The sequence below is a fragment of the Paenibacillus xylanivorans genome, assembly GCF_001280595.1.
In the GTDB taxonomy this organism is placed as follows: Bacteria; Bacillota; Bacilli; order Paenibacillales; family Paenibacillaceae; genus Paenibacillus; species Paenibacillus xylanivorans.
This window is the reverse complement of the sequence record NZ_LITU01000040.1, coordinates 81,570-102,198: the sequence shown is the minus strand read 5'-3', so window position 1 is coordinate 102,198 and position 20,629 is coordinate 81,570. Positions and strand designations below refer to the sequence as shown.

Below are 20,629 nucleotides of genomic sequence, written 5' to 3'. Positions count from 1 at the left end.
GCACTGAATGGCAATATCGATGAATGGAATGACATCGCCGGTGCTTCCAGTCTGTGCGGAGCCTGTTATGAAGCCTGTCCGGTCAAAATTCCGCTGCATGATATGCTTGTATATTTACGCAGACGCAAGGTGGAAGAGGGTCATGGTAACAAGCTTGAGAGCGCTGGTATGAAAGGTTTTGCAGCGGTTGTATCCAACTCTAAACGATTCAGTGCGGCTATTCGTCTTGGACAGATTGGTCAGAAAGCCGTTGTACGCAATAACGGAATTTCACTCAAACTTGGGCCTCTCAAGGGCTGGAACAGATATCGGGTTGCGCCAAGCCTGGCGAAGCGTTCCTTCCGTCAGCAGTGGAACAAACTCGAACAGGAGCTGAATCAGGAGCAGAAAGAGATGGATTCCTCCGTTCGGAACCGAATGGAACAGATTCTTCGTGAACGCGAGGGGAGCGGTGGTCAACATGAACACTGAACATCAGGAATGGCTGGAGCAATTAGAGAAGAAGTCCCGTGCGAAACAGGAGCAGTTTATGAATGACATCGCCTCCAAATTGAGGAGACCACGGCAGACCCATGCTCCGACTCAACCTTTTCGCGGTGCACCCGCGTTCTGGACGGATTTGGAGTGGGACATCGATAAGCGCATACAGGCATTCACTGATAATTTTGTGAGTGTAGGTGCTCATATTGCGCGCGTAAAAGACATTGGCGAAGCCTCTGACTTCATCGCTAATAAATCTCATGAATTGAGTGCGAAATATATCATACGTCAGAATGAACAGGCGCTGACGGATCTTGGATTGGAAGAGCAACTTCCCGATGTGCAGATTTCTGTATGGAACAGCCAAGCAGAGGAGAACTGGAAGGCACGGGCAGCCGAGGCAGATATCGGAGTAGTGATGGCGGATTATGCCACAGCATATACGGGGTCCGTCACGGTGCTTTCTTCGCCAGAAAAGGGACGCTCCGTTAGTTTATTGCCCACCGTACTCATCATTATTATTCCAATTGAACGGCTCTACACCAGACTTGGTGAAACGCTTGATCGCTTCGACGAAGCGGGAAGAGAGAATCTTCCGGCAGGCATTCATTTTATTTCCGGTCCGAGTCGTTCTTCCGATATTGAAAATGATTTGACCATTGGGGTACATGGCCCTGGTATTGTATATGGCCTTATTATGGGGTAACTACATTTCGAAATGCATAACATCACGAATGACTGTCCAAACGCAGCTTTTTGTCTGCGAAGGGCAGTTTTTTCTATTTCTAGTATGTCCATTATGAAAAGGATAATGAGCCATATAATCATATGGCAGCAGATAAGATATTTTATAGATAAAAACTATTAACTTTATAATAACTATATATTTAACCTATCAAGAGAAGCGGCGTATAATCCATTTCAAGAAAAGGTTTATGTGAGAACCGACCAAGGAGGCGTTATGAATGAGTATATTTTCTTATCAGGTTCCATTCATGGATGGACACACGGGCGACTTATCTGCTTATGAGAGCAAAGTACTACTTATTGTGAATACAGCGAGCGAGTGCAGTTACTCTCGACAATTCACCGAACTTCAGCAACTGTACGAACAGTACTGTGATCAAGGGCTGGAGATTCTGGCGTTTCCCTGTGATCAGTTTAATCACAAGGAGCCGGGGAGCAATGATGAAGTAGCTCAGTATTGCAGAAATCATTTTCATATATCCTTTCCGATTTTTGAGAAGATTGAGGTCACCGGGCAATCGATGCACCCTTTGTTTCGCTATCTGGTCGAGATTGCCCCATTTAAGGGTTATGATATGGCATCGGAAGAAGGTCGATGGATGGATCAATTTGTCAAGGAGAGACATCCCGACTTATACCGGGGAAACGGGATCAAATGGAATTTCACCAAATTTTTAATTGATCGAACCGGGGAAGTGAGTAGCCGCTATGAGACTACGGTGGCGCCGTTAGAGATGGAGTCTGCGATTAAGGATCTGCTGATGCGGTCCTAGATTTAACGATTTATTTCGAGAATGAAGCAGCTCATTAAGTTCTAAAAACTCAATATGGTTGGGCCAAGAGGGGCCAAAATTTTCCACATTAATCTGATGGCTACCCATTGGTCCTACGACTTTGAGACTGTTGAAGATTGAGACTGGAAATGTTAGGGTAAAAGAAAGATAACGAAGGAACCCATTTTTTTTATTCTAAAATGACCAATAAACCATTTCGGTCAGTTGGTTCCATCTATGATTTTTAAGTTATCTGGATGAAATATGAAAATGTGCAGAAAATGAAGTCATGTCTATTGATCTGAAGTCGAAGTTGAACGAAGGTATTATTTTTTGTAGAACGTATTACTTGGAAGAGGAGTGAGTATTATGGCGCAAATTTCAGTTCCCCAACCCAAAACGTTTGGGCCTTTAGGAAACTTACCACAGATAAATACCGATGAGCCTGTACAATCGCTGGTGAAACTCGCCGAAGAGTATGGACCTATTTTTCGAATGGATTATCCTGGCCGAAGTGAATTGTATATCTCTGGTCATGAACTGGTAGCCGAGGTAAGCGACGAATCCAAATTCGATAAACGTGTATGGGCACCGCTGGAGAAGGTTCGTGCATTTGCCGGAGATGGCCTGTTTACGAGTTGGACACAAGAGCCGAATTGGAAAAAAGCTCACAATGTGTTGCTGCCCAGCTTCAGCCAGCGTGCGATGCAGGGATATCACAACAAAATGATTGATCTCGCTGTACAACTGGTGCAGAAGTGGTCCAGACTGAATCCGGATGAGACGGTTAACGTACCTGATGATATGACTCGTCTCACCCTAGATACGATTGGACTGTGTGGGTTCAACTACCGATTTAACAGCTTTTACCGGGAAGAACCGCATCCTTTCATTACCAGCATGGTTCGAGCACTGGACGAATCGATGAGTTCGTTGCAGCGTTTACGTCTGCAAGACAAGCTGATGATCACCAAAAAGAAACAGTTTGAGCAGGATATCCGTTCGATGTACTCACTGGTGGATCATATTATTGCGGAGCGCAAGGAGCAGCCCCAGGAAGGGGCAGACGATCTGTTGTCCCATATGCTCAGTGGCAAGGACCCGGAAACCGGGGAAACGCTGGACGATGAAAATATTCGATACCAGATCATCACCTTCCTGATTGCTGGGCATGAGACGACGAGTGGCTTGTTGTCCTTTGCCATCTATTATTTAATGAAAAATCCGGATACACTCGCCAAGGCTCAGGCTGAAGCAGATCAGGTTCTGAAAGATCCGGTTCCGACATACAATCAGGTTCGCAATCTGAAGTATGTTCGAATGGTTTTAAACGAAGCTTTGCGGTTGTGGCCTACGGCTCCGGCATTCTCCTTATACGCCAAGAAAGACCTTGTTTTGGACGGGAAATATCCTTTGCAGAAAGGGGATAGTGTCAGTGTGCTCATTCCCAAGCTGCATCGGGACCGCGATGCGTGGGGTGAAGATGTAGAGGCATTTCGTCCGGAACGGTTCGAAGATCCGAGCAAGGTGCCACATGATGCCTACAAACCATTTGGTAATGGTCAGCGGGCCTGCATTGGTCAGCAGTTCGCCCTTCAGGAAGCAACACTTGTGCTGGGCATGGTGCTTAAGCATTTTGAATTCATCGATCATGCGGATTATCAGTTGAAAGTGAAAGAAACATTGACGCTCAAACCTGATAACTTCACGATCCGTGTTCGTGCACGTGGGGGTCAGCCGGTCATGGCTGTTCCGGGTGTTGCCGTAGAGGAGCCGACTCCGGTTGCCAAAAGACAAGAGCCGGATACAGCCAATGCCCATCACACCCCGATGCTTGTCCTGTATGGCTCCAATCTCGGGACTGCGGAAGGCATTGCGCGTGAGATCGCAGACACCGCCAGATATCAGGGCTTCCGCAGCGAAGTGGCTACTCTGGATGATCGTGTAGGCAAACTGCCCAAGGAAGGCGCCGTCATCATTGTGAGTGCATCCTACAATGGTCAGCCACCTAGCAATGCCAAGGATTTCGTCGAATGGATTGAACATGCGGATGCAGGAGAATTCCAAGGCGTACGATTCTCCGTTCTCGGATGTGGGGATCACAACTGGGCCAGCACGTACCAGCGCATTCCGCGTTTAATTGATGAACAGTTGTCATCCAAAGGAGCAGAGCGGTTATCACCGATCGGAGAAAGTGATGCCAGCGGGGACTTTGAAAAACAGGTTGGAGACTGGACCGAGCAACTATGGCCGGATCTGGCACGAACGCTGGGCCTCAAGTTGAATACGAGTTCTGGTAGTGAGCGCAGTTCCTTGTCTGTACAGTTTGTCAGCGGACTGGCGGTAACGCCGCTCGCGGATACGTATGATGCACACGTTGCCGAAGTGCTTGAGAATCGGGAGCTTCACGATGCGGGCAGTGAACGAAGCACACGTCATCTAGAGATTAAATTGCCTGAAGGTGCTACGTATAAGGAAGGCGATCACCTGGGCATTTTACCGCAAAACCCACCTGAGCTCGTAGAACGAGTACTGAAACGATATGGATTCACAGGTACGGAACATTTGGTTCTGGATGCCTCGGGCCGCAGCGCAGCTCATCTGCCATTGCACCAACCAGTAAATTTGGTCGATCTGCTTAGTCACAGTGTGGAGCTTCAGGAAGCGGCAACTCGGGCCCAACTGAGAGAACTGGCGGCGTACACGGTGTGCCCACCGCATAAGAAGGAGCTCGAAGCGCTTCTTGATGAGTCTGTATACATGGAAGAAGTGCGTAAGAAACGCATATCCATGCTGGATTATCTGGTGAAATACGAGGCATGTGAGCTGCCTTTCGAGCGGTTTTTGGAATTGCTGCCTTCCCTGAAAGCCCGATATTATTCGATCTCCAGCTCACCGCGAGTGCAACCTGAGCAGTCCAGCATAACCGTCAGCGTAGTGCGTGCTCCGGCGTGGAGTGGTCAGGGAGAATATAAAGGCATAGCGTCCAACTATCTGGCAAACCTGAAGCCGGGTGAGGAGGTAGTCATGTTCATACGGACGCCTGAGTCCGGGTTCGAACTGCCAGAAAATGCAGAGGCTCCGATCATTATGGTGGGTCCCGGAACGGGCGTGGCTCCATTCCGTGGTTTCCTGCAGGCAAGACGTATACTGAAGGAACAAGGTCAGCGAGTTGGCGAAGCCCATCTGTATTTTGGATGTCGCAACCCGGAACATGATTATTTGTATAAAAATGAACTCGAAACAGCCGAGCAAGAGGGTCTTGTCCAGCTTCATACGGCGTTCTCCCGCGTGGACGGGGAAGAGAAATGTTATGTGCAGCATCTGATGAGAGATGATACCCACAAGCTGATTCCTCTGCTCGAACAGGGTGGACATCTGTATGTTTGCGGCGATGGCAGCAAGATGGCACCTGATGTTGAAGCAACACTCAAGAAAGCGTACGCTGATGTCAGTGGTAATTCCACGGAGCAGGCCGATGCGTGGTTAGAACGTTTGCAGCAGGAAGGTCGTTATGCCAAGGATGTGTGGACAGGTATCTGAGTGATACGATCATGATTCCAATGATGGATAGGCATCTGCGCGGTGAGACACAGAAGGGTTCTGTGCTCACCTCTTTTTGCTATGGCACAATATCCGAGCAGACCAATGCACGTATGAGTTATACTAGGAAAGAGAAACATGCATATTATGACATGGGTTTGATCCCGGATATGGATCGTTTCTCTAATCGGACTGTTGCAGGCAGAGACATGACTAAAGCTATTTCTGGTCTCATTATTTCTTCTTTTTATTCGTTGGACGGTAGATCGATTCAACCTGGGTTAACGGAAAGAGAATACGTGAAGAGAATCTACCTTTTCCCTGCAGCTCAATGTAATCCAGCCCAACACCAACAAGTCGGATATTATTAAATGCGTTTCCCGATGAGAATACCGTGCGGATGCCTACCCGGACGCCTCGTTGTGCTCGTGGAATATCAAATACTCGAATGGAAAACAAACTGAGTGGAACAAATAACTGCCGATTGACTTTGATAAAACTGCGCGGGAAAACTTTGCTGATTATTCCAGGTTCCAGACCGGACAATGGAGCATTCAATTCTGCCAGATGTCCCTGTAACTTGGCCAGACGCTGCTGAAGTGTTTTTCCTGTATGAAGTTGGTGCCAATTCATAAGCAATCCTCCGTTCGCCATTTATACCTACTATATGAATGGACGAGGGCAAGAGGTGAGCAAAATGGCGCCCATGTTCATTACTCATAATAATAGTACAACTTAAGATATAGGGAGTGATTCAGATGAACGTGGAAATGTATAAAGACCTCATTCGGGATGAACGTGGCAACTATTATATCGCGGTACAGATGGAGGGGAATGAGCTTACGCTCGTCAACGCATTTGTTGAAGCATCGTTTACACCGGAACTGATCTATAATGAGGAATTTCGGAATAAACACAAGGAGCTGGAAGGCGGCTTTGTGGGCAAAATCGCTATGGACCTTCTTCGGCATGACGTGGTCATGGGTTTGAAACAAATCGACCGAAAGCTGCTGGAACTGTCGGAAGTTGAACAGAAGTACACGGTGAACTATATTGATACGATTGAATTCTATCGTCACCCTGCGTGGGAGCGGAAGGCGTAAACGAAAGGTCCGTTTTCTCGTGTAAATAAAAGGAGTCTACGGAATCAGCATCGGTTATTCATCCGTTGTGGAGAGACTCATCTCGATAGTAAATCACCAAAAGCGCAAGTACAGGGGATTTCCCCTTGCTACTTGCGCTTTTGGTGTTGCAACTCTATATCGGGAATGGGCCTTATTAATGTTCCTGTAGAGAAGACACTTCTTCAACTCACTAGCGATAGGAAGGATAGATGATGCCGATATCTCGCTCTGTTATCAAGTTTCCGTCTGTATACCGCTTCAGTTCATTTCCTTTGATTCGAATCGGAATGGACGTACCTCGATAGATCAGTTCACCCTCAATGGTGCGCACGCTCATTCCGATGATACCTTCCAAATGTCCACTTCGGTCCGTAACCAACCGAATTCCCGCTGGCCCCTCTATAAGAACGTTATCACCTTGATATACCGTTACCCGTTCTGGCGTGTTCACCAATTCAAAATGAAGCCCATTCACCGTGCGGCTATACGCCGTATGGCCAGCGACTTCTTCGCCATGATCCATGTCGATGGGGAGAAGACCGGTAAACCACAGTTGGTCCGGTCCAACCCGCATGATGCCACATAACCGTTCCACATAATCAAGCAGGCAAAGGATGGAGGGGGAGTAGGTTTCAGTAAAACCTTCCTCCCCGGTCCATGGGCTTAATGCTTGCGCAAAGCGCTTTGCTTTGGAAAGGGACGACAGGATAGGTTGCATCACCCACGACAATTCCACATACCGATGGTGATATTCAAATGCATGTGGTGCACGAATCAGGCTCAGGAAGTTGGACGCTCCACCCCAGCTATTATAAGAGGAAAACGGATCAAACCGTGGATCATCCATCGACATGGACGTAAACGGGTACTTGGCAAAAAACTTGCTTGTATTCAGCAAATACCGGCGCAGCATGTTATCAAACATTTCACGGTCGCCCACCTCGCACGCCATCACACGCAGCAGCACATCGGACTGTACTCTGACCAATTCGTCATTGCGATCCCGATCATAGAAGAACATGTCTACTTCGTCATAACAGTAACGGAAGAGACTTTCCAGACTAGCTTCAGCTTTTGCTTTCCACTCTGCACCGGATTCCCCGAGCTCCACGGCCATACGGGATAAGTACATGCGCTGGCAATAGATATTGGCGGTTAAGTCTGGTGCCAAAAAAGGCAGAAGCGGAGAGTCCGGATGGTAGGACGCGGCATCATTCTTATAAGGCGTATCCGGAACATGCCAGAAGCGGGGGGACAGATCATGCCCAGTATCAAAGGTGCTAAAAGCCTCCACACAACCTGTCCCTCGGGTATTGCGATACGTGGCAATCCATTCGTCGTAACGTACCATGGCCTTGTACATGGTCTTTAGGAACGAGCGGTTCTTTCCATGAAGCTGGTAGTGGTTCCATACACTTCGTGCCAATGGTGTAACGAGCTGAATCTGGCGGAAGGAAGGGCCGTTTTCCGTTAGCTTATATGGCAGCAATCCATCTTCTCTTTGGTGTCGGGCAAAAGCGAGATAGGTCGTTTCCGATACAGAAGGAATTAGACGTGACAGCAGCTCCGCATTAATGGTGCCGGTACTCTCCAGCCAGCAGCCCAGATAGATGCCGCCTTCCTGAAGAATGGGCTCACTGCCATTCAGGGACACAATGCAAGTGAGTAACTTCTCCAGTGCGGAATAATAAGTCGTTTGCAGTCGTCCGCCGGATGCCGCGAATCGAACACCCGACGCCTGCCATTCCTGTATTAACTTTTGATCTTCCGGTTTATCTGGCTTTACATCATCGTGAATCGAGATCTGGCGCAGCTTGTTCAGCAGTGCTTCTGTCATGTCGACCTCCTTGTAGCGGTTATTTATTGATTGGATTCAAAGATTCGCACGGTGCCATTATAGAAGTCAGTGACAGCTTGCTCCACACTTTTTCGGCCGAAGCCGATTTCCTGATTGGTTGTCTGGGCCAGTTTGGAGAATTCAGCAAATCCCGGAGGGTTGTAGCTCACGTCAAAAGGCTCCGTTTTTGTAGCTTCAGATACAAAGCTGGTGTAATTATATACAATCTCTTCAACAGGTCCCGCTTCTTGCTGAAGCAGATTGCGGTTGGCTTCTGTCACGGGCACACCGCGGTCGTTGCCAAGAATTTTGGCTGCATCCGGATCATTGATCCAGAAATCCATCAGGATCGCGACTTCTTTTGCATGTTTGGTATTCGCATAACCGGACAATCCCTGACTAGACTCGAATACAACTCCAGTTCCCTTTGGACCTCTTGGTACAGGTAAAAGAATTAACTTGTCTTCGGTCAGACTCTGGAAAGCAGCCAGTTGATTTGAAGGAAGCAGGCTCATCGCCGCTTTGCCTGTAATAAGCAAGGATTTACTGGTGTCATCCGGTGGATTGGAAACTTGCAATTCAGGCGTAACCACACCACCTGACTTGGACGCCTGCTCCCAGTAGGTGAACCATTCCAAAATGTCTTCTTTTGCAAATCCGAGCGTGCCGTTCTTCATATCATATAGCTGTTTGCCGTGCTGTTTTAAAAAGATGTCCATACCGTCAACGGTGAAATTATAAGTTCCGTAATAGCCCTTGCCGAGTTTGTCGGAAAGCTCTTTGCTGATCGCAGCATAATCTTCCCAAGTCCAATCTGAGGCTGGCAACGGAATCCCCGCTTGATCGAACAGCGCCTGGTTGACGACAGTGCCCCGTGCATTCGCACCAGCGGAAATATGCTGCAGCTTTCCATCAAGACGGCCATACTCAACCATGGTGGTATCCATGCCGTCCAGATTCAGTTCATTACCAACATATGGGTCCAGATTCAGAAGGACATCCTTCTTCGCGTAATCAACTACATTACCACCGAGGAAAAAAATATCCGGAGCGGTGCCTGACGCCAGCTGTGTATTTAACTTGTCAAAATATCCAGAGGAAGGTGCAAATTCACCTACAATTTTAATATTCGGATGTTTCTCCTGAAAAACCTTCAGGGCTTCATTCGTAAGGTCTGCCCGTTTTTGATCGCCCCACCACATCATGCGCAGTTCGACTTGCCCGCCTTCAGCGGTTCCTGTTTGCTCATCAGCACCGGTATGATCCGTTCCAGAGCAGGCAGTTACCAATAACAGGAGTGAAGCTATACTACTAATCATCAATCGTTTGAACATGATAAATCCCCCTGACGATAGATAATGAAAAGCATAATATCTGTTGTACACTTATTGCGTCTGGACAGGTATCTTCGTAATCATTTCAGTCCAGTCGTTGCAATCCCCTCAAGAAAATAACGCTGAAATACCAGAAAGATGATGGTCACTGGCAGTAGAGACAGCGTGGACATGGCGAGCAGTGCTCCCCAATCCGATTGTCCCGATGGATCGAACAGGGACCGTATGCCCAGCTGTACGGTAAACAGATCAATTTTGCTCAAATAGATCATCTGGCTGAAGAAGTCATCCCAGCTCCAGATGAAGGTGAAGATCGCTGTTGTAATCAGTGCAGGAACGAGAAGAGGCACTACGATTCGGAAAAAAATCTGCGATTGCCCGCAGCCGTCAATGGTTGCACTCTCATCCAGCTCCCGTGGGATACCACGGATGAATTGAACCATGAGCAGAATAAAGAAGGAATCCTGTGCCAGCCACTTGGGCAGAATGAGCGGAAAATACGTATTAATCCAATGCAGCTCGTTATACAGAATGTACTGAGGAACCAGAGTTACATGGTAAGGGAGCATGATGGTGACCAGCATAATGCTGAACCACAGTCCTTTGAACTTGAATCTCAATCTGGAAAAGGCATAGGCTGCAAGGGAGCAGGAGATCACATTTCCTAACACACTCAAGACCGAGATCAGCGCCGAGTTGCCGAAGAAGCGACCAAACGACACACCCTGTAATCCTTTCCATCCATTCACAAAATGCTCAAAGGTGAAGCTGGTTGGAATGAGGCTGCTATTGGTGAAGATGAGATGATTCGGTTTAAACGAACTGAGAATTAACCATAACACCGGATACAACATCAGCAGACCGAAAAGGATAATGGCGGTATGCCTCCCGGCTTGAACTAATCGTCGCTTTAATGGCATGTGCATTATCTCCCTTCCTGATTGTCGCTGTAGAATACCCAGAATTTTGAGGTGAGAAAGACGATTGCAGTGAATACCCCGATAATGACCAGCATGATCCACGCCAGGGCAGAAGCGTAACCCATATCAAAGAACGAAAAGCCTTTCAGATACAAATACAAGGTATAGAACATCGTTGCGTCGAGCGGGCCTCCCCGTCCATCACCGATCACATAAGCGGGTGTAAAGGCTTGAAACGAATTGATCATGCTCATGATTAGGTTGAAAAAAATAACAGGGGAAAGCATCGGGAGTGTGATGCCGAAGAACTGGCGTAACTTTCCAGCCCCATCTACGTCCGAAGCTTCATATAAATCGGCTGGAATTTGTTTCAGGCCGGCAAGGAAAATAACCATGGCCGAACCGAACTGCCATACAGAGAGCGTGACGATCGTATAGACCACGTAATCGGGATGGGCAATCCAGGCGGGACCGGTGATCCCGAACCAGCTTAGGAACTGATTGACCAAGCCGCTTCCCTCGAAAATCTGGCGCCAGACGATCGCAATGGCCACACTGCCGCCCAATAGGGAAGGAATGTAATACACGGTCCGGTATAAGCCGAGCCCCCGAATCCCTTTGTTCAGCGCCATCGCCACCAGCAGGGCAAAGGCAAGTCTTAGCGGAACGGATAGAAATACATAATAGAACGTTAGCCCCAAAGATCTGCGAAAGGTATCGTCTTCGGTAAAGATCTGGACATAGTTGCTGAGCCCCGTCCACGTTGGTGGTGACAGCAAATTAAATTTCGTCAAAGACAGGTAGAATGACGCAACCATAGGTCCCAGTGTCAGACAGAAGAGTCCGATGAGCCAGGGCAGCAGAAACAAATAGGCTGTCATATTCTGCTGGCCGTATAACGGCTTGGACAGCTTTCTCATCATAGGCCTCCCTTCAGGATGGATGTGTTTCATAATCACCTCGGAATTGAATCCGCTTACAATACTGGCGGCGATTCTTTTGGTAAATTCATCATACCGGGGAGGACGGAAAGCTGGAATCTCATTTCTTCGGATCATCATTATCATTTTTTTCGGAATGCAGCAATCGATAGTCCGAGGGACTCATATGGAACATTTTTTTGAACTTTGAACTGAAATAGCTTGGAGAACGGAAGCCTGTCAGTTCTGTAACATCCCAGACAGTTAATTGGGTTTCCTTCAGTAGACGAAGAGCATGTTTCATTCGAACTTCGGTCACATACTGAATAAAAGAAACGCCGGCAGCCTCCTTGAACATTTCCGAAAAGTAGGTTGGGTAGTAGTTATACTGCTCGGCCAGCGAAGTTAATGTCAGTTCCAACATGTAATTTTCCTCGATATATCGCTTGGCCGATTCAATGACCGTAGCTTCTCCAGCCTCGGATGACTGCTGTTGATTCACGAATTCCTGAGCCCAATGCATCAGGAACAGTTCTGCCTGGTCTGGAGTCTTTAGCCAAAGCACCCATTCCGGGGAAATCCACGTGGATTCCTGTTCGAAAGGGGGCCGAGTATATTCTATTGCGGTGGACTCCATCAGCAGAGAAATTTGAAAAAGGCTTCGGATCATATGGGAAGTGGATATTCGAAATGAGTCAGCAAGTTCCTTTCGAATCACGCTGCGGAAGGAATCCAGCTCTCCCCGAAGAAGACATCGATGCAACATTCGGTTGGTTTCCTCTGGCAGTAATGGACTATGATCTACTACAGGCGTCCGGTCCTGTGTAGCTTTCCGTCCAGCAGATTTCCATGCCAAGAGGGAATGAATATAGCCATCTTTCCACCGTTCAAGCCCCGATACAGGCAATCCCAATCCAACCTGTACCTCCATCGTTAAGATAGAGCGGGTTTGTGTTGTGATATCCTGAGCGAATTCGTGCTGAATTCCGTCCAATGTAATGAAATGCGTGATTCCTGGGTGGGCTCCGTCATGGAACATTTGAACATTATCTGGATAGGACTGGGCCATTTCGTGACAAAGCAACTCAAAGGGAAGATAGAGTTTTTCGGGAACACGCCCCACCGAAGCAGTCTGTAAATCTGAGTCTCGCATGCCAGCGGTGATGAAACAGACGTTGTGATCCTGCCAGGATTCCAGATGAAACAGTCGCATTCGCTCTGGTAGTGAAGATGACGGAAGTCGATGTCCCCTAACGAGATCAAGCAGGAAACGTTGCTTCATTTCTTTGTAATACTGGGAGAGACGCCACTGCATCATTTCGGAATTGCCGTGCACCAGTTTCTTTTTATCTAATTCCTCTTTGATTTTGTTTAATGTGGTTTTCAGTTCATCCCGGGTTACAGGCTTTAGCAAATAATCCATGGCCTGGCTGCGGACACCTGATCTGGCGTATTTGAAACTTTCATATCCCGTAATGATGATAATCTGAATGGAAGGATTGTGGCTGCGGCAAATGTCCAGCAATTGTACGCCATCCATGACAGGCATGTTCATGTCTGTAATTAACAAGTCGAAATGTTCAGCTTTCAGAAGCTCTTCTGCTTCGATGCCGTTTGCCGCTTCACCTGAAATGGCAAAGCCCAAGCCTTGCCAATCCACTTTCAATTTCAACCCTTCGCGAACCTCGAACTCGTCATCTGCGATCAATACGTTGTACATCATATTCCTCCTGTACGGGTAGAATCAGTTCAATACATGTGCCGTAACGTTCTCCGTTCTTGATCTGAATTGTAAACAGGGAACCGTAATGCAAGCGGCAGCGTGCAACCACATTTCCGAGTCCAATGTGCCAGCTTTGGCTTCGCAATAGGGGTTCCAGCTGAGATGCTTCAACAGGATCATGGAGTTTCTGAATGATTTCGGTCGGAATACCAGGCCCATTGTCTGAAATGTTGAAATGCAGGCGGTTATTCCGTCTGGAGATCCGGATGTGTATCTCAGCCGTCGTCTGATGCTGAAAGCTGTATTTGACGGCATTCTCAATAAGCGGCTGAAGAATAAATTTGATGATGATCAGGGAATCCAGCTTTCCCTCCTCTGTCAGAGTAATGTCGAGTTTATGATTGAAGCGGGTTTGCAGAATGGAAATATAGTGGCGGATGTAAGACAGTTCCTCTGCAAGCTGTACCCTGTCGTCACTTGTGTTCATGGAAAATCGCATCATTTTGCCAAGGTCTTCAATGACCTGAACCGTATCATCAGTTCGTCGCTGCATAGCGAGACTGCTCACTAGTTCCAGCGTGTTAAACATAAAATGAGGATTAATCTGCATGAGCAGCGCTTTATACTCCGCTTGCTGGCGGAGCAGCTTCAGCTCGAATTCATTCTGGATGTGCTGTCGCAATCGGCTGATCATGTAGCGGAAAGTGGAGATGACATAACTGACCTCGCTTTTTACATTTTTGTCTGGAGGAAGAAGGGATTCTGCCTGATCGAATGCACCCCGTTGTACCTGTCTCATGGCCAGTACCAGTCGAGTTAAGGGTTTGGTTACCCCATAAGAGAGCCATGCAGCAGCAAACAGAGAGATGAGAATTAGAACTATCGTGACCACCAGAATGGTACTCTGAAGCTTGTGAAGAGATGAATATAGCTCTTTTTCCGGCGCCAGACCAGCCAGCATCCAGCCGGTTCGCCCCAGCTTTTTGTATACCAGAATGTCACGCTGTCCTTCCTCGTTGTTCAGATACACCACACCCGATTTGAGCGAGTTGTTCCGAATCTGCTTGATTTCTGCTAAAGCTCCGGCGCCAAGCTGATTTGCCTGCTGTGAAAGAATAGGGGATCCTTGTTCACCCAGCAGAAAGATAGTGCTGCTATCGGCCAGATGGATTCGGTTAAGCGGTTCCAGAAAGTAAGATTCGCTGACATTAATTTTCATCACATTCTGGGCTGTAGCATGATGAAAGGTCCCTAAGGGCATCAGAAGACTGACCACCGGATTGCCATGATCCCTAATTGCTTCATGTTGATCGGTATGTACAGGCAGCCAGTGATTGCCAGAGATGAAGAAATTTTGGTACCATGATTCTTGCAAAAAGAGAGGGTCGGTCGCTACTTGATTCTCACTGCCAATTCGCAGCCCATTCCGTCGATAGATGGATACATCGGAGATACTGGTGTAGCTGTTCGTAGCCTGGGTCAGAAAACGGCTCATCGCCAGATTGACAAGCATCTTTTCTCCTTCAGGAAGGTCAGGGTCACTTATTGCGTTATCCCAGTTCTTGGCGGTATCGCTGTTGAAGACAAGAGAGGCCACATCATAGATCTGCATTTGAACCATATCGACATAAGAACCGTATTCCTCCATCTTCTCCAGAGCAGAGGATTCAATATAGGAGCGGATTACGGTACGCGACTCCTTGAAGAGCAGGAAGGAGAGCGTGCCAAAACAGAGGACGAAGAGCACAACGATAAAGGCGATCAGGCGGCTTTTTAATGAGAAAAACATAGGGTCCTCCTTAAGTAAATAGACTTTAGGGCCGACGTCAAATGTGAAAAAAGACTGCGTAGTATACGCAGCCTTGAATGGGAATGTGGTTGGAGCGGCATTGTGTTCCTAGAAACGAACCAGATTGTTGATGCGAACAGGCAAGCCAGTTGCGATGGCGCGATTGGCTGCAATTCCGGTGAGGATGGATCTCGCTCCATCCAATTGGTTTGCAGCACGATGGTATGGATCTTCTGTAGGTTCTCCGAACAGATCATTCAGAAGAACCGGATCGCCTCCGCCATGGCCGCCTTCTTTTTCCTCAACCTGAACCTCGTACGGGGCATCGAACATGGGAAGTACTCGCAGTGTTTTCCCAATTAACGCACCTTCGAGATTTTTATCACCGAGCGAATTAACATAGGATTGTTCCACAATGTTCATCTCAATCCGGCCTTTGGTGCCGTTAATGGCGATGCGATAGCCTTCCCACGGCTGGTATGCAACTAGCGAATAGGTCAAAATGGCTTTGTTCTGATACTGAACGAGAACACCCATCGTATCCTCGATGTTGATGCCATCTCCGAATACGCTTTGATCCCGCTGGTAGCCGTCTTCCGGCTCGGCATCCAGATACATGGCTTTGAGATGTGCATCCGAGTCCAGGTGCAGGGCAAAAGGGTCCTCTTGCGCAATCGGGTTGCCTGTTGCGCGAGTGTAAAACTGGGTCACGCCTCGTTCCTCAGCGTTTTCTCTACCATAATACATAAGGTCCCCGAATGCGAAAACGGTCTCAGGCTGCGAACCGATCCAGAAATTGACCAAATCGAAGTGATGTGTAGATTTGTGTACGAGCAGTCCGCCACTATTACGCTTATCCCGGTGCCAGCGGCGGAAGTAATCCGCACCATGGCGCGTATTCAGCAGCCATTCGAAGTGGACCGAAGTCACTTTGCCGATGGTGTCATTTTGAATCAGTTCCCGTATTTTGGTATGGTGTGGTGCATAACGGTAGTTAAAGGTGACGCGTATATTTTGTCCGGTCCGCTTGGCGGCATCAAGAATATCCTGACATTTGTGCTCATCGATGGTCATCGGCTTCTCGGTCACGACATCACATCCAAGCTCCATCGCGCGAATGATATATTTGTGATGGGTGCGGTCGACGCTGGTTACAATGACGAAGTCCGGCTTCTCGTTCTCAATCATCTGATCGAACTGATTCGCAGGATAAGTAGGCACCTCATTGTATTTATATTTTTCTCTCAGCAGCTGATTGGCGTAATTCATGCGTGTCTGGTTAATATCGCAAAAAGCGGCAAGCTCGGATGTTTCCCTGAAATTTTGGGCTAATGCTCCATAGAAAAATTCAGCACGGCCGCCTGTTCCGACCAATACGTAGCGTTTTTTGTTACTCATGTCTATCGCCTCCTTGAATATAGCTCTAGACTATAACAAGGGAACACTTCTTTCGCCGCTTTTTGTGCGTAATCGCTTTCAAATGCCGCTTATTTTGCTATAATTCAAGGAAAGGGGGTCAGGCTACATGACACAGACATTTCGAGCGGATTACAATGATCCCACCGGATATTTGAATATCGAATATGATCGCCGCATTGGATATTTCTCCATGACGGATGACCACCTGCATGACCATTATGAGTTGTACTATCTGTTATCCGGTGAACGTATATACTTCATCAAGGACCGCACCTATCGGGTGAGAGCAGGAGACTTTGTATTCATCAACCGGAATACCGTTCATAAGACAATGGAGAGTGGGAGACCGGACCATGATCGGATTGTTCTGTATATTAAGCCAGAGCTATTCACTGAACTGGCCATCTCACCTGAGTTGGCAGAGGGACTGAAGGAGCCATTCAGCTGGGAAATTCCCATTCTGAGTCTTCCTTCACAGGTAAGTGAGGCAGCAGATCGAATGGTCAGCGAAATGATTGATGAGATGATCCATACCAGAGCTGGAAGCAGCCTGCTGCTGCGTCACCGATCCGTTGAATTGCTGTTGTTCGCTTACCGTAATAAACATCTGGGCACTGTACAGTCAGCTGACAGCGAACCGGTTCTGCATCCCAAGGCTCAGGCGGTGGTCCGCCATCTTAACGAAAACTATCAGCAAGCTTTAGCATTGCCTGAGGTTGCTGCATTGTTTCGAATCAGCCCGCATTATCTCAGCCGTCTGTTCAAACAGACCACAGGTTTCACGTTCAGCGATTATCTTAATCTGCTTCGGGTGAAGGAAGCACAGCGTTTGCTGCGTGAAAGCGAGGATTCCATAACGGAGATCGCCCTGCAAGCGGGATTCAGCAATTTTTCACATTTTGGAAAGATGTTCAAGCGGACGGTTCAGGTATCACCGAGGATATATCGGCAGGAATATAGAGAAGCAGGTTCGATGGGAGTGCTGAAATAGGGAGGACTGCGATATAGATTTTGATATAGATATGGAACAAGATTTAACATGTTTATTTCAATCGTTGGAATTCTTTAATAATGATGTTTGTTTTGTCACTTACCTTTTGAAGTTCTTCCAATGAAAGCTTCGCATAGGCTGGAGGGACCATGGACCAGTACTGATGGAAAAAATCACTTCGCTCAATATATAACCTTTGTGCTGTTCCATCGACCATATTAGTAATGAGCCCATAATATTCGAAAGCGTTCTTAATATTGTTCGTATAAATGCTCAGGTTTGTTTCATCTGTTGTTTTGTTGCTTTTGATATATCGGTCAAGCTCCTTCTTATAATGTATACTTTCCAGAATAACACTGCGGTAAGCTGAGTCAGAGGAAGACTCAATGCGATGTTTGAGTTCACGGTACTTATGAAAAAAGATGGATGCAATGATCAGAATGATACTGAATAAAATCAGAATAATATGTCGTGTTTTTGTACTCATAAATACGTCCTTGTTTATGTATTTAGTATTTTCCCATTTTGAAAATGGAGTTCTACATCATAACATGCAATGACACGTTAAACCTATAGGTAAATAGAGGAAGGGGATTTTTGATAAATCGTGATCCGAAGGCAAACATGTAAAAAAAATAACCTGAGCAATCCTGCGAGCGCAGACATTGGTTCAGGTCCTTTATTATGTCGTTGTATAACTGAGTTTAAATCTCACGTCATGGACAACGCCGCTCAAACCGAAATATCACTTGTATCGTTCTCCGGTCGCAACCTCATCTGTAACTCTTCATCCCGAGGACAGACCATCACACCATCAATCACATCGAGGCGCGCGGCCTGAGTGGAGGAACGACGTGCGGGTTCGCTGGCATGATCTACACCTTCGGTCCGGTCCGGGTGGGTAAAATAAAAGATATAGGCTTCATCATCCTGTACGACGACGTCTGCATGCAAACCGATTACGCCGTCATCCTCACGAATCCCTGGCTGATCGAGAATCAGACTATTCCATTCCCAATGCTCAAGTCATCTGATTTATAAACGGTCTGTCCTCTCCATTCGTCAACAATCATCCAATACGAATCACGGAAACGAAATACGTTCGGTCCTTCATGTGCACGTCCTGTAATGACCGGACCGAGGACTTCCCAGTTATAGAGATCCGTGCTGTCTGCTGCGTAGGTATGGGACGAATGAGCCTCATCTTTGTACCACATCCTGAACCTTTCGTTCGGAAGCGGGTAAATACAGGCATCAATGACACGATCCGAGCTAAGCTCCAGTTTGCCATGGAAAGTCCAAGAAAGCAGATCCGTGCTGGTGTAATGCAAAATGTGCCGATCATGGCCCGCCCAGTCATGAGGGACCCCCTGAATGTAACTGACATACATGTGATACGTGCCCTCATGCCAGAAAATTTCCGGTGCCCAGAACGTATTATGTCCCCATTCATGCTCCAAGCCAGTTAACGTACCCCGATAAGTCCACGACTGTCCACCGTCAGCTGAAGAAGCTACGCCGAGATCTGTACCATGCACCCAGGCGAACTTTGGCCCTCTGGCTGTGGCTCTGCGATTGGTATAGACCATCCACCAGGTTTGCTCGGAACGATTCCACACAACGACTGGATCAGCAGCCCCATTAATTACTTATATAGAAGGAAAATCTCCGTTCAGCCCAATTTGCATCTTGCGGTTCAGGAGGAACCGGCGTATATTGAGATTTACCTAAATTAGGAATAAATTTAAAGTTTAAAAAATTAAATGATTGATGGTTTGTAAGGACATTTTGTACAGGGGGAAGCCGGATGATACAGGACAGATTAGACGAATTAGGCATTGTATTGCCCAGAGCAAGTACGCCGGCAGCGAAGTATGCCAATGCGGTGATTGTTAACGGAATCATGTATGTATCCGGTAAAGGGCCCGATACGCGAGAGCGTGGCAAACTTGGGGAAGAGTTTACGACGGAGCAGGGATATGATTTTGCCCGAAATGCCGCCATCGAGGTATTGGCTGTCGTTCAGGAAGTGCTTGGTTCGTTGGATCGAGTGAAGCGGGTGGTTAAGGTACAAGGATTCATCAATGCCACTGCCTCGTATGAGGAGCACCATAAAGTTTTAAACGGTTTTTCGGATCTCATGCTGGATGTGTTTGGAGAACAGGGTGTGCACGCCCGTTCGGTATTTGGTGCTGTATCCGTGAGGGATAACTTGCCACTTATCATTGACTCGATATTCCAGGTGGAGGAGTAGATTGCATGACCAATCCCGCTTCAATTAATCCGCTAATGCTGTCTTTTCCCGAAAGCTTCAACACCCAGCGTCTCACGATTCGTGCCCCGCAGTGGGGAGATGGAGCGGCAGTGAATGAGGCAATTCGTGAAAGTGCGGAGCAATTGCGTTTGTGGCTGCCTTTTGCCGAGAACATACCTTCACTGGAGGAATCGGAAGCGAATGCCCGCAAAGCCAGGCTGCAATTTCTGGAGCGTACCGACATGATGCTGCATTTACGTGACAGATTTACGGATGAATTCGTGGGCAGCAGCGGACTGCATCGAATCGACTGGAATGCACGTTGTTTCGAGATCGGTTATTGGATTAGAACTTCGCGTGCCGGTGAGGGTCTCATGACAGAAGCGGTCAGAGGCATTGAGCAGTTCGCAATAACCGATCTGGAGGCGAACCGGCTGGAAATTCGATGTGATGCCCGCAATGTGCGAAGTGCCAAAGTGGCTGAGCGCGCAGGCTATACGCTTGAAGGTGTATTGCGCAAGATGCGGCGTGACAGTACAGGAACGTTTGTAGATATGATGGTGTTTGCGAAGGTAAGAGGCGATGAGTTCGAATAGAATAGTTTGAAATGAGAAAAAATGAATCGGGAAATGATTTGGAAAACGAGTTTGGAACAAAGAAACGGCCCTGGAAGAACAAGCGTATGTTGTTCTCAAGGGCCATTTTTGATGTGCAATTGATTGGAGGCTGGGAAGTACTTTTGAATGAACTTACTGAAAGAAGTGCTGAATGAACA

Annotated in this window: 20 protein-coding genes; 9 read left to right on the top strand and 11 right to left on the bottom strand. The window is 47.5% G+C overall.

What is annotated here, in order from left to right; genetic code table 11:
• The 4 genes from AMS66_RS33520 to AMS66_RS06085 all read left to right on the top strand — a co-directional run.
• The coding region (locus AMS66_RS33520; RefSeq protein WP_236703231.1) for a lactate utilisation protein LutB domain-containing protein at positions 1–471 on the top strand (471 nt) is incomplete at its 5' end.
• Complete coding sequence (locus AMS66_RS06095) at positions 461–1,186, top strand: LutC/YkgG family protein (RefSeq protein ID WP_053779938.1); 726 nt, start codon at positions 461–463, stop codon at positions 1,184–1,186. The genes AMS66_RS33520 and AMS66_RS06095, both read left to right, overlap by 11 nt.
• Positions 1,187–1,445: 259 nt before the next feature.
• Positions 1,446–2,000 carry a glutathione peroxidase gene (locus AMS66_RS06090; protein WP_053779937.1) on the top strand — a complete coding sequence of 185 codons (555 nt, stop codon included), beginning with the start codon at positions 1,446–1,448 and terminating at the stop codon, positions 1,998–2,000.
• A 369-nt stretch (positions 2,001–2,369) separates the two neighbouring features.
• Entirely contained in the window at positions 2,370–5,543 is a 3,174-nt protein-coding gene (locus tag AMS66_RS06085) for a bifunctional cytochrome P450/NADPH--P450 reductase (RefSeq protein ID WP_053779936.1), read from the top strand.
• Positions 5,544–5,777: 234 nt separating this feature from the next.
• Here the strand turns inward: AMS66_RS06085 and AMS66_RS06080 are convergent, their stop codons facing one another.
• Positions 5,778–6,176: a hypothetical protein gene (locus AMS66_RS06080; RefSeq protein WP_053779935.1), complete on the bottom strand. Its 399-nt coding sequence runs from the start codon at positions 6,174–6,176 to the stop codon at positions 5,778–5,780.
• 125 nt (positions 6,177–6,301) lie between these two features.
• On the opposite strand from AMS66_RS06080, the gene AMS66_RS06075 reads away from it, so the two are divergent.
• On the top strand, positions 6,302–6,646 hold the full coding sequence (locus AMS66_RS06075) for a hypothetical protein (RefSeq protein WP_053779934.1): 345 nt from the start codon (positions 6,302–6,304) through the stop codon (positions 6,644–6,646).
• A 211-nt stretch (positions 6,647–6,857) separates the two neighbouring features.
• On the opposite strand, the gene AMS66_RS06070 is transcribed toward AMS66_RS06075, so the two are convergent.
• From AMS66_RS06070 to AMS66_RS06040, 7 genes are all read right to left on the bottom strand, one after another.
• Positions 6,858–8,504 carry an MGH1-like glycoside hydrolase domain-containing protein gene (locus tag AMS66_RS06070; protein WP_053779933.1) on the bottom strand — a complete coding sequence of 549 codons (1,647 nt, stop codon included), beginning with the start codon at positions 8,502–8,504 and terminating at the stop codon, positions 6,858–6,860.
• Between the two features lie 23 nt (positions 8,505–8,527).
• Positions 8,528–9,838 carry an ABC transporter substrate-binding protein gene (locus tag AMS66_RS06065; protein WP_053779932.1) on the bottom strand — a complete coding sequence of 437 codons (1,311 nt, stop codon included), beginning with the start codon at positions 9,836–9,838 and terminating at the stop codon, positions 8,528–8,530.
• Positions 9,839–9,918: 80 nt separating this feature from the next.
• The gene (locus AMS66_RS06060; RefSeq protein WP_053780031.1) at positions 9,919–10,758 is read right to left on the bottom strand and encodes a carbohydrate ABC transporter permease; all 840 of its coding nucleotides are present in this window, start codon (positions 10,756–10,758) and stop codon (positions 9,919–9,921) included.
• Positions 10,759–10,763: 5 nt separating this feature from the next.
• Positions 10,764–11,678, bottom strand: a complete 915-nt coding sequence (locus AMS66_RS06055) for a carbohydrate ABC transporter permease (RefSeq protein WP_053780030.1) — start codon at positions 11,676–11,678, stop codon at positions 10,764–10,766.
• Positions 11,679–11,799: 121 nt separating this feature from the next.
• Positions 11,800–13,401, bottom strand: coding sequence for a response regulator (locus AMS66_RS06050; RefSeq protein ID WP_236703229.1), 1,602 nt, complete (start codon positions 13,399–13,401; stop codon positions 11,800–11,802).
• The gene (locus tag AMS66_RS06045; RefSeq protein ID WP_053779930.1) at positions 13,373–15,190 is read right to left on the bottom strand and encodes a cache domain-containing sensor histidine kinase; all 1,818 of its coding nucleotides are present in this window, start codon (positions 15,188–15,190) and stop codon (positions 13,373–13,375) included. The genes AMS66_RS06050 and AMS66_RS06045 overlap by 29 nt, the downstream gene beginning before the upstream one ends.
• 108 nt (positions 15,191–15,298) lie before the next feature.
• The gene (locus tag AMS66_RS06040; RefSeq protein ID WP_053779929.1) at positions 15,299–16,588 is read right to left on the bottom strand and encodes a Gfo/Idh/MocA family oxidoreductase; all 1,290 of its coding nucleotides are present in this window, start codon (positions 16,586–16,588) and stop codon (positions 15,299–15,301) included.
• Positions 16,589–16,715: 127 nt separating this feature from the next.
• Here AMS66_RS06040 and AMS66_RS06035 point away from each other — a divergent pair, with 127 nt between their 5' ends.
• A complete protein-coding gene (locus tag AMS66_RS06035) occupies positions 16,716–17,600 on the top strand; it encodes an AraC family transcriptional regulator (RefSeq protein ID WP_053779928.1) in 885 nt (294 codons plus the stop codon).
• A gap of 52 nt (positions 17,601–17,652) precedes the next feature.
• On the opposite strand, the gene AMS66_RS06030 is transcribed toward AMS66_RS06035, so the two are convergent.
• From AMS66_RS06030 to AMS66_RS06025, 3 genes are all read right to left on the bottom strand, one after another.
• Positions 17,653–18,087, bottom strand: coding sequence for a hypothetical protein (locus AMS66_RS06030; RefSeq protein ID WP_053779927.1), 435 nt, complete (start codon positions 18,085–18,087; stop codon positions 17,653–17,655).
• A 245-nt stretch (positions 18,088–18,332) separates the two neighbouring features.
• Positions 18,333–18,554 (bottom strand): hypothetical protein, encoded by a 222-nt coding sequence (locus tag AMS66_RS33515; protein WP_236703228.1) that lies wholly within the window; start codon positions 18,552–18,554, stop codon positions 18,333–18,335.
• A gap of 44 nt (positions 18,555–18,598) precedes the next feature.
• Positions 18,599–19,219, bottom strand: a complete 621-nt coding sequence (locus AMS66_RS06025; RefSeq protein ID WP_236703226.1) for a glycoside hydrolase family protein — start codon at positions 19,217–19,219, stop codon at positions 18,599–18,601.
• Between the two features lie 188 nt (positions 19,220–19,407).
• Between AMS66_RS06025 and AMS66_RS06020 the strand changes: the two genes are divergently transcribed.
• The 3 genes from AMS66_RS06020 to AMS66_RS32665 are packed head-to-tail and all read left to right on the top strand — an operon-like array spanning position 19,408 to position 20,626.
• Complete coding sequence (locus AMS66_RS06020; RefSeq protein WP_053779926.1) at positions 19,408–19,854, top strand: RidA family protein; 447 nt, start codon at positions 19,408–19,410, stop codon at positions 19,852–19,854.
• Between the two features lie 5 nt (positions 19,855–19,859).
• Positions 19,860–20,450 (top strand): GNAT family N-acetyltransferase, encoded by a 591-nt coding sequence (locus tag AMS66_RS06015; protein ID WP_181014093.1) that lies wholly within the window; start codon positions 19,860–19,862, stop codon positions 20,448–20,450.
• Between the two features lie 11 nt (positions 20,451–20,461).
• On the top strand, positions 20,462–20,626 hold the full coding sequence (locus AMS66_RS32665; RefSeq protein ID WP_160319672.1) for a hypothetical protein: 165 nt from the start codon (positions 20,462–20,464) through the stop codon (positions 20,624–20,626).
• Positions 20,627–20,629 lie beyond the last annotated feature (3 nt).

Coding starts and splice junctions, on each gene's coding strand:
- AMS66_RS06070 (WP_053779933.1), bottom strand. CDS start 8,504: ATGACAGAAGCACTGCTGAACAAGCTGCGCCAGATCTCGATTCACGAT.
- AMS66_RS06090 (WP_053779937.1), top strand. CDS start 1,446: ATGAGTATATTTTCTTATCAGGTTCCATTCATGGATGGACACACGGGC.
- AMS66_RS06050 (WP_236703229.1), bottom strand. CDS start 13,401: ATGATGTACAACGTATTGATCGCAGATGACGAGTTCGAGGTTCGCGAA.
- AMS66_RS06045 (WP_053779930.1), bottom strand. CDS start 15,190: ATGTTTTTCTCATTAAAAAGCCGCCTGATCGCCTTTATCGTTGTGCTC.
- AMS66_RS06040 (WP_053779929.1), bottom strand. CDS start 16,588: ATGAGTAACAAAAAACGCTACGTATTGGTCGGAACAGGCGGCCGTGCT.
- AMS66_RS06055 (WP_053780030.1), bottom strand. CDS start 11,678: ATGAGAAAGCTGTCCAAGCCGTTATACGGCCAGCAGAATATGACAGCC.
- AMS66_RS06075 (WP_053779934.1), top strand. CDS start 6,302: ATGAACGTGGAAATGTATAAAGACCTCATTCGGGATGAACGTGGCAAC.
- AMS66_RS06060 (WP_053780031.1), bottom strand. CDS start 10,758: ATGCCATTAAAGCGACGATTAGTTCAAGCCGGGAGGCATACCGCCATT.
- AMS66_RS06065 (WP_053779932.1), bottom strand. CDS start 9,838: ATGTTCAAACGATTGATGATTAGTAGTATAGCTTCACTCCTGTTATTG.
- AMS66_RS06020 (WP_053779926.1), top strand. CDS start 19,408: ATGATACAGGACAGATTAGACGAATTAGGCATTGTATTGCCCAGAGCA.
- AMS66_RS06015 (WP_181014093.1), top strand. CDS start 19,860: ATGACCAATCCCGCTTCAATTAATCCGCTAATGCTGTCTTTTCCCGAA.
- AMS66_RS06095 (WP_053779938.1), top strand. CDS start 461: ATGAACACTGAACATCAGGAATGGCTGGAGCAATTAGAGAAGAAGTCC.
- AMS66_RS06080 (WP_053779935.1), bottom strand. CDS start 6,176: ATGAATTGGCACCAACTTCATACAGGAAAAACACTTCAGCAGCGTCTG.
- AMS66_RS06035 (WP_053779928.1), top strand. CDS start 16,716: ATGACACAGACATTTCGAGCGGATTACAATGATCCCACCGGATATTTG.
- AMS66_RS32665 (WP_160319672.1), top strand. CDS start 20,462: ATGAGAAAAAATGAATCGGGAAATGATTTGGAAAACGAGTTTGGAACA.
- AMS66_RS06085 (WP_053779936.1), top strand. CDS start 2,370: ATGGCGCAAATTTCAGTTCCCCAACCCAAAACGTTTGGGCCTTTAGGA.
- AMS66_RS06030 (WP_053779927.1), bottom strand. CDS start 18,087: ATGAGTACAAAAACACGACATATTATTCTGATTTTATTCAGTATCATT.